We start from the raw sequence: 13,232 nt of genomic DNA, 5'->3' as shown, positions 1-13,232 counted from the left end.
GAATGACAGCCTTAAGAAAGGGTTAGTATCGCCCGCGCCCGCGGGCAGGTCCACGGCCCCACGCCCCGGCGGCGGCCCTAAGCCGCGATAACCTTAATCCGGCCGACCCCGCAAGCCGCCGCCCGGCTCATCCAAGGGATTCGGGGAGGCGCTCTCCCGCATAGATGGTGGCGGAATGGATTCCGGGCTCGCGACTTCGTCGCGCCCCGGAATGACAGCGGGGTAGCCGCGTTTCCACCTTCAACCCCCGGTTCCCCCATACCGGAACCTCACCCTGTCCTAGATTAAATTTCGCAGTGCACCCTGCTGGCGCGTTGCGATGCACAATGTTGACATGATAGGCAGCAATACTACCCGACGTTGGGCGAGCGGTTTTGTTTCACGTATCCGGTCTTCGCTCCGCTGAATGCAGGCCCAGATGGGGGCCCGGCGGGCGCGCCAGACGGCTCACCCATTTTCCAATTAGTGTGAGGGACAACCCATGACAGGTGCGACTGATCCATTCTCTGCCTCCGTCATTCCGTTCGAGGTTCCGGAGCAGATGCGTGCGTTCGCCGAGAAGGGCGTTTCGCAGGCCCGCGAAAACTACGCCAAGTTCAAGGACGCCGCCGAAAGCCATAACGGCACCGTCGAGGCCGTGTTCTCCTCCGCCCACAAGGGCGCGAGCGAATACGCCGCCAAGGTGATGGAGTTCATGAAGGCGAACACCACCGCCCAGCTCGAGTTCACCCAGCAGCTGTTCAGCGTGAAGTCGCCGCAGGACGCGTTCGCGCTCTGGACCGGCCATTCCAAGACCCAGCTCGAGACCTTCCAGGCCCAGGCCAAGGAACTCGCCGAGATCGCCCAGCGCGCCGCCACCGCCGCCGCCGAGCCGATCAAGGCCTCCGCCGCCAAGCTCTACCCCGCCGCCTGAGCGGATCGGGTCTGAATTGATTAAGAAACCCGGGCCCAGTGCCCGGGTTTTGCTTTGGAAATAACGTTGTTCGAGGCGCGATTTCGGGGTTTTGCGGCCTTGCCAAAAACGGCCGTTGCACCTAGTTTCCGCCCCGTCCAGCCCCCTTAGGTCGACGGCCCGTTCAGGCGCCCAAGGCGGCTCGCGAGGATGCAGTTGTAGCTCAGTTGGTTAGAGCGCCTGTCTGTGGAACAGGAGGTCGGTGGTTCGAGCCCACCCAACTGTACCAGTGCTGACGAGACTTCGCCCACATCACGGAACGGATCTGCGATCGCCCACCCTTGGTGGCGGCGTTATCATCATTCTGCGAACCGCGTATAACCACTTGGGAACATGTGGAAGTCTGTTATACTCAATATGCGAAAAGAGTATAACTGCAGTGGGGAAGCCGTGGCACCTCCAAAGCTGGTCTTGCAAACCATCTACGCCGAACTCTTGGACCGCAGCATCAATGCGGCGTTTGACAATGCGTTCGCGGAAGACGGTTCGTTCATCGCCAAGACGGTAAAGAATCGAAAGTATTGGTACTTTCAAACCGGCACCGGCGAAAATCGAAGCCAAAGATATGTCGGCCCGGAAACTCCCGACCTGTTGGAGCGGATCGCGCGTCACAAGGAGCATCGTGACGACATCAAGGAAAGGCGTGCGCTCGCATCGACGCTCGTCAGATCCTTCGGTTTGCCGCGGCCGCTTCCGGAGATCGGCAACGTCCTGGCTGCGCTGGCCGACGCAGGAGTGTTTCGACTCCGCGGCGTGCTCGTCGGCACCGTCGCATTTCAGGCATATCCGGCGATGCTGGGCGTCAGGCTTCCGGGCGCCCTGCTGCAAACGGGCGACATCGACAACGCTCAATTCAGGAATGCCTCTGTGGCGGTCGGAGACAGCACGCCCCCCGCCATCGATGTCTTGAAGAACGTCGACGCGACTTTCCGGGCTGTGCCGCACGTCGTGGATGGAAGGCGTGTGACGAGTTATGTGGCAAAGGGCGGTGTGCGAGTGGATTTCCTCACGCCCAATACCGGCGAGGGAACGGGCGAACCTCAGGCTCTGCCTGCGTTGCAAACCGACGCGCAGCCGCTTCGCTTCCTGGATTACCTGATCCATGATCCCGAACCGGCGGTGATACTGCACGGTGCAGGAATATCCGTTCGCGTTCCGGCGCCCGCGCGATTTGCGATCCACAAGCTCATTGTTTCAAGGCGCCGAAGAGACGGGACGGCCAAGCGCGATAAGGACATTCAGCAAGCCGCGGCGTTGTTGCTGACACTTTCCGAGCTGAGGCCGCACGATTTGAAGGAAGCCTGGGACGAAGCACGCGAGCGCGGTCCAACATGGCGCCAACTGTTGGAAGAAGGACTGGCAGGGGTCGAGAGCGCCACGCGTGACCTGACGCTGAGGACGGTCGGCGCCATCCGGTCTCTTATTCCGGGCATCGATCTGGAGTTCGACAGCGCCCCTCCGCGCTATGATTTAAGCCGGGACGTCGTTGCATTCGCAGGGCGAGCACTTGGCCGGCAGGTGTCCTGCGCGATCAGCCGGGAGGCGCTCGACGACCATTTCGGGACCGACGGCCTCGACAAGGACGGAAGGGTGCAGGCTTTCCTCAGGAGCCGGTCGAAGATCGAGCAGATGGCGCGCGCGAAATACTTGAATGGTCCAATCGAGGAGCCCGATGCTGTGCTCGTCAAGACGTCGGACGTTCGGGGCTCCGCAGGGCGGCCGTCTCGCGGTTGAGCTTGGCTTCCGAAACAGCACCGTCTTTTAGCCAGAGGAGAACAGTGGGGACGTTTACTTGTCTCCCGTTCCGCTGAAGTCGCAGTAGCGGGAGGGGGCACTCCATTCTTGCGGGACCTTGCCCAATAAGTGCAGTTCATCAAGACTTTCGTTCGTGGCGGTTGTCCGCACGTGCGAGGCTTAATCTTATCGAAGTTATCCGCGTACTTCGCTGGATTACGGTGACAGTGCACAAACTCCCGACGCGGAGAGCGCCCCATCCGCAACGCCGCTCAAATCCAGTTTGTGCACTGTCGCAGTAGCTCCTCCGTTCGCAATGCGCTATCGGTAGCGAGCCAAAGATGTTCATGCACAAGCAACCCCGGCGGAAACCATCGTGACCTTCTTCGAGCGTCTCAAGACAGCAGCATCCGCTGAGTGGCAGGCCTACACCGAGCATCCCTTCACGAACGGATTGGCGGACGGCTCGCTCCCTGAAGCTGCGTTTCGTCACTACCTCGTTCAGGACTATCTGTTCCTCATCGAGTTTGCGCGCGCCTACGCGCTCGCGGTCTACAAGTCGCCCAGCCTTGCCGACATGCGTGAAGCAGCGGCCGGCTTGTCGGCCATCCTTGATGTCGAGATGAACCTGCATGTGAAGCTCTGTGCCGAATGGGGCCTGTCCCCGAGCGACCTCGAGCAGGCCCCTCCGGCGGCCGAAATGCTGGCCTATACGCGCTACGTGCTGGATGCGGGCATGCGCGGCGATCTGCTGGCGCTCAAGGTGGCGCTAGCGCCTTGCGTGATCGGGTACGCGGAGATCGCAACGCGGCTCGCCGCACTGCCCCTCGCGGACGCTGCGACCAACGCATATCGCGTCTGGATAGCCGAATATGCCGGCGCGCCGTACCAGGAGGTCGCGGCCAAGGCGCGGGCGCACATGGAGTATCTCGCCGATCGCTACGCCACGCCGGCCCGCGAGGCCGAGCTGATTGCGATCTTCAAGGAAGCCACCCGGCTCGAAGCAGACTTCTGGGAGATGGCCTGGCGCGCGGGCCCGCGTGTTCAATAGCCCTTTTGTCGGCCGCCCCCGCTGGACCAAATTCATCATTTCGCGTAGTCTTATCGCACAGCAACATGTCAGCGGAGGTCCTCCGTGGAACATCGCGGCGTCAGCTTTTCCATCGTTGAGATGCGCTATTTATCCGGCTGGCAGTGGACCGTCGGAAAGGGCCGAACCGTTTCGGTCGGGGTCTGCGCGACCAGGGCGGACGCGATCCGCCAGGCCCGGACCTTCATTGACGCGATTGTGGATTGGGCTGCCTGAGCGGCGTGGGTGCAAGTTCCTGCTCCTCGCGCTGAGCGTTCAGTCGAGACAATCCGGTTTCGATGATCTCGATGTCTTCCTCGAGGGAGGTCATCATCAGGCTGGTGTCCATTTCGGCGATCGATCTCGCCGACTCCAGCATCTCGACCCGGTGGGCGCGCAGCGTCTCCAGAGACGTGCGATCTCCCAAGCGCACATAGCCGTCCACGATCAGCGATATGGCAAGCGGCATGCCGGTCCGGCTCAATGACCGCGCGGCACGCGATACCCTGCGTTTCGCAGCTTCATGACGTTCGAGGTGGAGAATTCTGCAGCGGACAAGCGGGACGCCACGTACATCTGCGACGCGATGAACAGGCAAACCGAGAATGCAATCGTGGTCGTCGCACTCGCGATCTGGTGCCAGGTGCTCATCGATCCCTCTTCCTCCAGACAATCCCGGATTTAGAAGCCGCTGAGAGGTCATTCGTTCCTGCGTTCGGGAAAAATAGGCAATCGATGCGGGGGACCTTTTCGGCGGGGAGGGTGTTTGTAGTTCGGCAGGAAGAACGCTGAGGAGCTGAACAATGAACGGAATTATCTATATCGTCGGTCTCGTGGTCGTGGTTGGCATCATTCTGTCGTTCCTGGGATTGCGTTGATCCGGCGGATGGCGACTTGCCGGAGCGGGGGCGCATGGCGGGCTAGTTGAGACGGGCCACCACCATGACCGCCCCCGGCAACGTCACCGCCGCCAGCAGCGTGCCCAGCGCCACGGCGCCGGACACCGGGTTCACCAGCCGCTTGTACTGAACCGCAAAAATATACGCGTTGGCGCCGGTCGGCATCGCCGCGAACAGCACGATCACGCCGGCTGCGACCGGTGGCAAGCCGAGCAGTTTTGCCAGCACGAAAGCGGCCGCCGGCATTGCCAGCAGCTTGAGCGCGCACATCCACCAAAATGATGAGCTTCCCGCACTTCACCTCGAAGCAGGCAGGTTGATGCCCAGCGCCATCAGCACATCCGCCGATCCCGCTACGCCAAGCATCTGATGGGTGTACGGAGACTGCTGAGATGGCGGGTCACGCATCAGGTAAGGCAGTCGATCTTACTCTTTGAATCACAAGCTTCAGTATTCTGGAGCCACGGCAACGATAATTGTAAAGTGTCTCACAGCAGCAGACTTGCTGTCATCCTAAGATCGTTCTGCACTTCCATGTTCTTGCGCGGTCTGTCCGTACAAGTGTCGCTCTCTTGTCAATGAGGAGCATGAAGATGAAGACGTTCCTTGCAACGAAATCTCCATTCTTTATCATAGCCGCTCTCGCAGTTTGCGTCGGCACCGCGCGTGCCGATGTCATCATGGATTGGAACGCGAAAGCAGATGCTATTGCGGCTGAAAAGAAGGTTCTGCCTGCGTCGCAGGCCCGAACGATGTCGATCCTTCACGTGGCCATGTTCGAGGCCGTCAACGCGATCGAAAGGCGGTACACTCCTTACAAGCTGGATCTCGTAGCAGACCGCTCAACATCCAAGGAAGCCGCAGCGTCGGCTGCGGCTTAGAACATTCTTCTGACATTCTACCCGGACCAAAGATCAGCCCTTGATGCGGCGTTGCTGGCATCGCTTTCCGGCATCCCGGATACGGACGGCAAGGCGAATGGAATCGAGCTTGGAAACATTGCCGCTTCCGGCGTGATAGCGTTGCGCAGGGATGACGGCAGTGACACGCAAGAGATTTATCGCCCCTATACAGCCCCGGGCGTCTATGTGCCGACCGTAGTGCCGGCCTCGTCGACGTCTGGAGCAACTTCCCCTTGGGTCATCACGTCGGGCTCACAATTCCGTCCAGTGCCACCACCGGCGCTCGATTCGGAGATCTGGACCAGAGACGTCAACGAAATTCGGGAGCTCGGTGCTCGCAACAGCACCACCCGGACACCAGAGCAGACGGCGATCGGACGCTTCTGGTTCCTGGTCGGGCCTCCCAGTTTCAATCCAATCATCCGGCAAGTCGCATCGGCCAGGCACATGGACGTCGTCGATTGCGCTCGTCTGTTTGCCCTCGCCGAGATCGCTGCGAACGACGCCATCGTTGCCGTCTTTGATGCGAAGTATCACTACAATTTCTGGCGGCCAGTGACGGCCATTCGCAACGCGGACATCACGCACAACCCGATGACGCCACGCGAAGCGTCCTGGTTGCCGCTGGGGGAAACGCCAATGCATCCCGAATACCCCTGCGCCCATTGCATCATATCGGCTGCGGTTTCCACAGTCCTCCGGTCGATCGCCGGCGACGAAGTGGAGTTGTCGATGACCAGTCCCACCGCGCCTGGCGTGACTCGCAAATGGTCCAGGATTCAGGATTATAGCGACGAGGTCGCCAATGCGCGCATCTATGCCGGCTTCCATTATCGTTTCTCGACAGAGGTCGGAAAGGATATGGGCCGAAAAATCGGTGACTTGACTGTCGGGACACAGCTTCGAGGGCTGGAAGCGCGAGCTGAGCCGAAGCAGTAAGGGTTTCGCATCCAGGCAGAGCCGTAAACGTCTGAACATGGCGGGCAGGGCGCCAGTGCTCTGCCTGCCTTTCATTGCGGCTTGTTGTCCGCTCCGAAAGGAGACGTCTTGCATCTGGGGGCACGCTTATTTCACCCCGCCACCACCCACACCACCACCGGCAACGTCGCCGCTGCGAGCAGCGTGCCCAGCGCCACCGCGCCCGACACCGGGTTCACCAGCCGCTGATACTGCACCGCGAAGATGTAGGCGTTCGCGCCGGTCGGCATTGCCGCGAACAGCACGACCACGCCGGCGGCAACCGGGGGCAGGTTGAGCAGCTTCGCCAGCACGAAGGCGGCCGCCGGCATCGCCGCCAGCTTCAGCGCGCACATCACCAGAATGCTCAGCTTTTCGCCTTTCACCTCGAAGCGAAACAAATTGATGCCGAGCGCGATCAGCGCGGTCGGCGAGCCCGCCTGCGCGAGCAGCTCGATGGTGCGGTCGACCACGGGGGTAAGGCCGAGACCGGTGAAGCGCCAGACCACGCCGAAGCCGATCGCGATCATCAGCGGGTTGCGGGCGAGGTCGGCGAGCACGGGGCGGATCACCGAGAAGGCCGAGCCGGTGCGCTTGCTGCTGACCAGCTCCATCTGCAGGATGCCGCAGAGCCAGAGCAGCGGCGTGTTCACCGACAGGATCAGCGCCATCGGGCCCGCCGCCTCGTTGCCGAGCGCCGAGAGCACCAGCGGAATGCCGAGCATCACGATGTTGCCGTAGACCGAGCCGATCGCGAACACGACGCCGTCCTCGCGGTCTTCGCGCCGTGCGCGCAGCAGCGCCGAGATCGCGAGCGCCGCGATCCAGGTCAGCGCCAGCGCACCGTAATAGGCGCCCCACATCCGGTAGGGGCTGACATCGGGGAATTCCGACACGACGATGGTGCGGAACAGCAGCGCAGGGATCGCGATGCTGAAGGCGAATTCGCTGATGCCCTTGTGCGCGCTCTCCGAGACGAAGCGAAACAGCACCGCGCCATAACCGGCCGCGATCAGCGCGAACACCGGCGCGACGATCAGCAAGGTGGCCATGCGCCGCTATGACCCCAGCTCGATGATCCGGCGCGCCATCCGCACATTGGCATAGTCGATCATCTTGCCGTCCAGCGTCACCGCGCCCTGGCCTTGCGCCTCGGCTTGCTCCATCGCATCGACGATCCGCCGCGCCTGCGCGAGCTCCTGGTCCGACGGCGCGAAGGCACGCAGCGTCGGTTCGATCTGGTCGGGATGGATGACCTGCTTGCCGTCGAACCCCATCGCCGCGGCTTTTTGCGCGCTGCTCTCGGTCAGCCCTGCATCGCGGAATGCGCCGCAGGGGCCGTCGATGGCGATGAGGCCAAACGCGCGGGCGGCGACCAGAAGGCGCATCATCGGATAGGCGAACAGGTCGAGCGGAGCGGAGGCGTAGCCGGTTTGCGCGGAGCCCATGTGCCGGTAGCCGTCCGGCGACACGCCGATGTCGGAGGAACGGGCGCCGATCGACGCTGCGAAATCGCCGACGCCGAGATGCAGCGCGGCGATGCTTGCGTGGCACGCGGCGAGGGCGTCGACATTGACGAGGCCGAGCGCGGTCTCGATCAGCAAGTCCAGCGCCACCGGCGCGGCGCGATCGGGCGCGGCCGCGCGCATCTGCTCGGCAATGCCGGCGATATCGCTCATGCGCTCCGCCTTCGGCACGATCACCGCATCCAGCCGCGGCAGCGCCGCCAGCGCGCGGATCTCCTGCGCGATGAAGGGGCTGTCGACCGCGTTGATCCGCACCGTGACACGCTTGCTGCCCCAGTCGAGCGAGGCGAGTGCCTGGACGGCCTCGTTCAGCGCGAAGCTCTTCTCCGACGGCGGAACCGCGTCCTCGAGATCCATGAACACCGCATCCGCCGCTGAGGCTGCTGCCTTGGCGACGAGGCGGGCGCGATGCGCGGGGACGGCGAGGTAGGCCCGCATGGGCCGCAGCGAAGCCATCGTCAAATCTCCTTCGAAAGACCGAGTTCGCCGAGGATGGCCTGGTTGTGCTCGCCCACATCCGGCACCGGATCCATCCGCGGCTTGACGCCTGGAATGGTCAGCGCCGGCAGGAAGCTCATCACCGGGCCGCACGGCGAGTCCACGCTTTGCACGCGCGACCGCGCGCGGAGCTGCTCGTGCTCCAGGAAAGCCTCGACCGAGTTCAGATGCGCGTTGGCGATCGAAGCCTCATCCAGCAGCCGCAGCACCTCCTCGCTGCTCATGGATGCAAAGCGCTGCTCGATATGTCCTTGCAGATCGTCGCGGTTCTGCATCCGCAGCGGATTGGTGCGGAAGCGCGGATCATCCGCAAAGCCGGCGTCGCCGAGCACGACGCGGCACAGAGATCGCCATTCCCGGTCGTTCTGGATGCCGAAGAAGATGGTGTTGCCGTCGCCGACCCGGAACGGCCCGTAGGGTGCGATCGTGGCGTGCCTGGCGCCGGTGCGCGGCAGCGGCCGTCCCGTGCTGTGGGTGTAGAAGGCGGGATAGCTCATCCAGTCGGTGATGGAGTCGAACAGCGAGGCCTGGAACGCGGTGCCCTTGCCGGTCCGCTCGCGGCGGTACAGCGCCATCAGCACGCCGTTGAGGATGTACATGCCGGTCGCGATATCGACCACCGACAGCCCGACCTTGGCCGGCTCCGCCTCGGTGCCGTTGATGGCGAGCACGCCGGCCTCGCACTGCACCAGGAGATCATAGGCTTTCTTGTCGCTGTAGGGGCCGCCGGTGCCGTAGCCCGAAACGTCGCAGGCGATGATGCGCGGGTGCTTCCGAAGCAGCGATGCGGCATCGAGGCCGAGCCGCTCGGCGGCACCGGGCGCGAGGTTCTGGATGAACACGTCGGCCTGCGGCAGCAGGGCATCGAGCACCTTGCGGCCGTCCTCGCTCTTGATGTCGATGGCGAGGCTTTCCTTGGAACGGTTGGTCCAGACGAACTGGCTCGACATGCCGTTCATCACGTGGTCGTAGTCGCGGCAGAAATCGCCTGCGCCCGGCCGCTCGATCTTGATCACCCGCGCGCCCCAGTCCGCCAGGTGCCGGCTGGCCAGCGGCGCTGCGATCGCCTGCTCCAGCGAGACCACCGTGACGCCCGACAGCGGCAGCTCCGCTTCATTCCCTTCCATGAGATCGCTTCCCCTCGTGCGCTTTTCGACCGGCGCAGGAGACCAGTCGACCACCCCACGCGCATCTTTTTGATGATGGCATCATGCCCCCGTTTTGCCCGACGAGTCAAATTCGACTTCGCAAAATCCTAAAAATGGCGTGGAAATATCCAGGCATTACCGTGACTTGGCTACTGTGCATGGGGTTGTTTTCGCAAATTTTGGGTTGGGTGGCTCCGTGCTCGCTGTCGTCCCCCCACTCTTTCACGTGGTCGTCATGCCCGGCCATGACGTCGCAGACAGTTCCGCGTCTCAAATGCTTTCCGAGCGACTGCGGGTAAAGGCCGCCCACCCTGTTGCCGAGACCGCACACGTTTCGGCATTCGCATCCCCCCTCGTTGCCAACGAACCGCCGTTCACCCACTATTCCCTCCGACTCGACATGTGGGGGAATCGATGCCGGCGCTTCGCTTCAAGACATCCTTGGCTGCTGCGACCCTGGGGATGGCCCTGGCCGTGCTGATCCAGCCCGGTACCGGCTTCGCCTATACCCCGGAGGAGCAGCAGGCCTGCTCGCCGGATGCGATGCGGCTGTGCGGCGAGTTCGTGCCGAACGTCGATGCCATCACCGCCTGCATGATCAAGAAGAAGGCGCAGCTGTCGCCGCAATGCGCGGTGTTCTTCCGCCGCGGACCCGAGCCGGGCGAGCAGCGCGCCGGCAAGCCGACCAACATCGCGCCCAAGACCGCGAAGAAGAGCACCAAGCCGGCCGCCAAGAAGAAAAAGACCACCGAAGGCTGAGCGCGGGCCCCCGCGTTCCTGTCTGAAACCTTCGTCAGCTTACGGCCATCAGCTCCGCGCCAGCCCGCGGACTCCTTTTGTTCGCGCCGGCCGTGCTGCTGCCTGCGGCAATTACGAACGCCGGATGGGAAAGAGTCGGATCAGGGTTTGCCCGGCAAGGTTGCGTCCCGCGCGATCTCGCAAGACTGCTCAAAAAACGCACAGACGCTCGCGAGAGCCGCAATTTCCTGTGCTCGGCGGCTCGTTCCGCGACGCAGTGTGACTCAAAAGCCAACACGCCTTGTTATTTCGTGGCCGTAACGCAACCCTCGATAAATTTTTCTTTCACGAATCAGCGTGGTGATTCATTTTCACGCTCTGGGGTCAATCTGGAGGCCGAAGGTATGAACGTTATTGTTTTCGCATCGCGTAAAGGCGGCTCGGGCAAGAGTACCCTCGCCGCACATCTTGCCGCACAGATCAAGGCGAGCAAGCAGGTTATGCTCGTGGACGCGGACCCGCAGGGCTCGCTGACGCTGTGGCACAAGCTGCGCGGCACCAACGAACCGCCGATCAAGGCGGCCGTGAACTCCGTCAGCGGCATCGTCTCCGCTGCCAAGCGCGACGGGTATGAGTGGGTGTTGATCGACACGCCGCCGAACCTCTCGGCCGTCGTCGACGACGCGATCAAGAACGCGACGATGGTGGTCATCCCGGCGCGTCCGGGCGTGTTCGACGTCAACGCGGTGCAGGAAACCATCCAGATGTGCCGCGCCGCGCGCAAGCCCTACGCGGTCGTGCTCAACGGTGCCCCGGCGCGCCGCGACGAGTCCGAAAGCCCGATCGTCACCATCGCCCGCGAAGCGCTGGCGAAATTCCGGGCTCCGGTGTGGGGCGGCCAGATCACCAACCGTTCGGATCTGCTGATGGCGCTGAGCCACGGCGAAGGCGCGCGGGAATATCAGGCCGAGAGTCGTGCGGCTCAGGAAATCGCAAGGCTGTGGGCGGCGATCGAGCGTTCAGTCAAGGCCATTCGCGGCACGGCGTCGGCGTCCGGCGCAATGCACAAGCAGGCTGCGTAATTTTTTATAATTCATTCCCCGGACGAAAAACGCGCGGATGTCCGCGCGTTTTGCGTTTTCGGGATCTGCTGAAGCAGGGCTACGCCACCATCAGCATGTAGAACACGATGACCGGCGACAGCGTCAGGATCACCGACCAGATGCCGACGGCCCAGAGAATGTCCTCGGCGGTAAAGCTCTGCTCACCGGCGTCGTAATGCGACGCCACTTCGTTATGACTATTCACAAATGCCCCCCGCGATTTCTTCGCTTGGGCGTGACCATAGACCGGATGTTTTAAAATTCCGGCTGGCAATCCCGCTCGCATTTTGAGCGCATTTGTGACCCCGGCTTAACCATCCGCGCGAAGCGCCGCCTCAAGCGAGCCAGACCCGGAACAGCAGCACCGGCATCAGGCCGAGCATCACGGCCCAGAACCCGAATGACGATACGACGAGAATTCCCTGAAAAAGATCGGCCGGCGCGAATTGCTGCGCGGCCGTAGGCCGGTTGCGATGCCCCATGGTGATTCCCCCTCGTGAAAAGTCCTGGAGCAAACGATAGGCGCGATTGCGTAAACGAGGCGTGGATGCAGCCTGCGGCAGCAGCGAAGGCCGTTGGGGCGCGGTTAACCACGGGCGGCGCTCTTTCCCTCTCCCGCAAGGGAGAAGGAAAGCAGCGCGGGTGGAGAGGACGAGATTACGCCGCAACCATCGTCCGCCGCTCGATCTCGCGATCGATCGCGGCGGCGAGCTCGCTGCTCACTTCCACCATCGGCAGGCGCACCTCGGGACTGTCGATCAGGCCGCATCGCCACAGCCAGTACTTCGCCGGCGCCGGGCTCGGTTCGGTGAACAGCAGCCGCGTCAGATCGGCGACCTCGTGCCAGCGCGCCAGCGCCGCATCCTGGTTGCCGCGCTTCGTTTCCGCATACACCGCCGCAAACGTCGCAGTTTCGACATGGGCGGACAGAACGATGCCGCCGTCGGCGCCGTCGCCGAGCGCCTCGAAAAAGTTGGCGTCCTCGCCGGTGAGCACGCGAAATTCCTTCGGGCGGTCGCGCAACAGCGCGATCGATTGCTCGCGGCTCGCGCCGCAATCCTTCAAGCCGACGATGTTGGGGTGCTCGGCCAGACGCAGCACGGTCTGGTTGGTGATGTTCACCGAGGTGCGATAGGGGATGTTGTAGAGCGCGAGCGGCCATGCGGCGTGATCGGCAAGCGTCTCAAAATGCGCCAGCAATCCGCGCTGCGAGGGCCGCACATAATAGGGGCTTGCGATCAGGTAGCCATCGATCGGCCAGTCCGCGGTCTCGTCGAGACGATCCTGCAGCCGCGAGGTGTCCGCGCCTGATAGTCCGAGGCAGATCGGCAAGGTGCGCCCGCCCGCGGCCATCTCGTCACGCACGATGGCGACGAGACGTTCGAGTTCGGCGTCGCGCAACGTCATGCCTTCGCCGGAGGTCGCCCCCAGGATCAAGCCGTCGATGCCTTGCGCGCTGTAATGTCGCGTCAGCCGCCGCAGCGATCGCTCGTCGAGCGCGCCACCCTGAAACGGCGTCACCAGCGGCAGCCACAGCCCGTGCAAATGATCTTCAAGTCCGGTCATGTTTCCATCTCCTTCTCGGGAAACCTGAGACGGAGGGCACATGAAAAAACCCCGTCCAGGCGGCGGGGTTTTCGGGATTGCAGCGATGACGAAGTCGGTCTAGCGCGCGCAAAACTCCGAGGTCCCCGAATGGGGGCCTT

Annotated in this window: 16 protein-coding genes and 1 tRNA gene; 8 read left to right on the top strand and 9 right to left on the bottom strand. The window is 62.9% G+C overall.

All coding sequences use genetic code 11. The features are described 5' to 3' along the window. The first annotated feature begins 481 nt into the window (after positions 1-481). From C7G42_RS11155 to tenA, 4 genes are all read left to right on the top strand, one after another. A complete protein-coding gene (locus tag C7G42_RS11155; protein WP_094972995.1) occupies positions 482-913 on the top strand; it encodes a phasin in 432 nt (143 codons plus the stop codon). Between the two features lie 191 nt (positions 914-1,104). Continuing rightward, a tRNA-His gene (locus C7G42_RS11150) sits at positions 1,105-1,181 on the top strand. A 182-nt stretch (positions 1,182-1,363) separates the two neighbouring features. After that, positions 1,364-2,686: a GSU2403 family nucleotidyltransferase fold protein gene (locus C7G42_RS11145; protein WP_158537583.1), complete on the top strand. Its 1,323-nt coding sequence runs from the start codon at positions 1,364-1,366 to the stop codon at positions 2,684-2,686. Between the two features lie 376 nt (positions 2,687-3,062). After that, the gene (tenA, locus tag C7G42_RS11140; RefSeq protein ID WP_106949052.1) at positions 3,063-3,737 is read left to right on the top strand and encodes a thiaminase II; all 675 of its coding nucleotides are present in this window, start codon (positions 3,063-3,065) and stop codon (positions 3,735-3,737) included. Positions 3,738-3,960: 223 nt separating this feature from the next. Here tenA and C7G42_RS11135 read toward each other — a convergent pair whose 3' ends face one another. The 3 genes from C7G42_RS11135 to C7G42_RS35750 form a co-directional block, all read right to left on the bottom strand. After that, the gene (locus C7G42_RS11135; RefSeq protein ID WP_106949051.1) at positions 3,961-4,224 is read right to left on the bottom strand and encodes a hypothetical protein; all 264 of its coding nucleotides are present in this window, start codon (positions 4,222-4,224) and stop codon (positions 3,961-3,963) included. 11 nt (positions 4,225-4,235) lie between these two features. Then, entirely contained in the window at positions 4,236-4,406 is a 171-nt protein-coding gene (locus C7G42_RS35000; RefSeq protein WP_158537582.1) for a hypothetical protein, read from the bottom strand. 269 nt (positions 4,407-4,675) lie between these two features. Continuing rightward, on the bottom strand, positions 4,676-4,924 hold the full coding sequence (locus C7G42_RS35750) for an AEC family transporter (protein WP_245427651.1): 249 nt from the start codon (positions 4,922-4,924) through the stop codon (positions 4,676-4,678). Between the two features lie 323 nt (positions 4,925-5,247). On the opposite strand from C7G42_RS35750, the gene C7G42_RS35745 reads away from it, so the two are divergent. Together C7G42_RS35745 and C7G42_RS11125 are read left to right on the top strand one after the other, a co-directional pair. Continuing rightward, a complete protein-coding gene (locus tag C7G42_RS35745) occupies positions 5,248-5,535 on the top strand; it encodes a hypothetical protein (RefSeq protein ID WP_245427648.1) in 288 nt (95 codons plus the stop codon). A 51-nt stretch (positions 5,536-5,586) separates the two neighbouring features. Further along, on the top strand, positions 5,587-6,495 hold the full coding sequence (locus C7G42_RS11125) for a vanadium-dependent haloperoxidase (RefSeq protein WP_245427645.1): 909 nt from the start codon (positions 5,587-5,589) through the stop codon (positions 6,493-6,495). A gap of 131 nt (positions 6,496-6,626) precedes the next feature. Here C7G42_RS11125 and C7G42_RS11120 read toward each other — a convergent pair whose 3' ends face one another. From C7G42_RS11120 to C7G42_RS11110, 3 genes are read right to left on the bottom strand one after another with little or no spacing between them, the layout of a single operon-like run. Then, positions 6,627-7,565, bottom strand: a complete 939-nt coding sequence (locus C7G42_RS11120) for an AEC family transporter (protein WP_106949050.1) — start codon at positions 7,563-7,565, stop codon at positions 6,627-6,629. 6 nt (positions 7,566-7,571) lie between these two features. Continuing rightward, positions 7,572-8,495 carry an HpcH/HpaI aldolase/citrate lyase family protein gene (locus C7G42_RS11115; RefSeq protein WP_106949049.1) on the bottom strand — a complete coding sequence of 308 codons (924 nt, stop codon included), beginning with the start codon at positions 8,493-8,495 and terminating at the stop codon, positions 7,572-7,574. A 2-nt stretch (positions 8,496-8,497) separates the two neighbouring features. Continuing rightward, positions 8,498-9,664: a CaiB/BaiF CoA transferase family protein gene (locus tag C7G42_RS11110; protein WP_106949048.1), complete on the bottom strand. Its 1,167-nt coding sequence runs from the start codon at positions 9,662-9,664 to the stop codon at positions 8,498-8,500. Between the two features lie 435 nt (positions 9,665-10,099). On the opposite strand from C7G42_RS11110, the gene C7G42_RS11105 reads away from it, so the two are divergent. Then, positions 10,100-10,444, top strand: coding sequence for a hypothetical protein (locus C7G42_RS11105; protein WP_106949047.1), 345 nt, complete (start codon positions 10,100-10,102; stop codon positions 10,442-10,444). 383 nt (positions 10,445-10,827) lie between these two features. Further along, on the top strand, positions 10,828-11,505 hold the full coding sequence (locus C7G42_RS11100; protein ID WP_028150667.1) for an AAA family ATPase: 678 nt from the start codon (positions 10,828-10,830) through the stop codon (positions 11,503-11,505). A gap of 79 nt (positions 11,506-11,584) precedes the next feature. Here the strand turns inward: C7G42_RS11100 and C7G42_RS35245 are convergent, their stop codons facing one another. The 3 genes from C7G42_RS35245 to C7G42_RS11090 all read right to left on the bottom strand — a co-directional run bounded on the left by C7G42_RS35245 (position 11,585) and on the right by C7G42_RS11090 (position 13,092). Continuing rightward, positions 11,585-11,731 (bottom strand): hypothetical protein, encoded by a 147-nt coding sequence (locus tag C7G42_RS35245; RefSeq protein ID WP_199580838.1) that lies wholly within the window; start codon positions 11,729-11,731, stop codon positions 11,585-11,587. A 130-nt stretch (positions 11,732-11,861) separates the two neighbouring features. Beyond that, a complete protein-coding gene (locus C7G42_RS35240) occupies positions 11,862-12,008 on the bottom strand; it encodes a hypothetical protein (RefSeq protein WP_199580837.1) in 147 nt (48 codons plus the stop codon). A gap of 175 nt (positions 12,009-12,183) precedes the next feature. Then, positions 12,184-13,092: a 4-hydroxy-tetrahydrodipicolinate synthase family protein gene (locus C7G42_RS11090; RefSeq protein WP_106949045.1), complete on the bottom strand. Its 909-nt coding sequence runs from the start codon at positions 13,090-13,092 to the stop codon at positions 12,184-12,186. Positions 13,093-13,232 lie beyond the last annotated feature (140 nt).

Source organism: Bradyrhizobium sp. MOS003 (assembly GCF_003020125.1).
In the GTDB taxonomy this organism is placed as follows: Bacteria; Pseudomonadota; Alphaproteobacteria; order Rhizobiales; family Xanthobacteraceae; genus Bradyrhizobium.
This window is presented reverse-complemented; position numbering and strand designations above follow the sequence as displayed.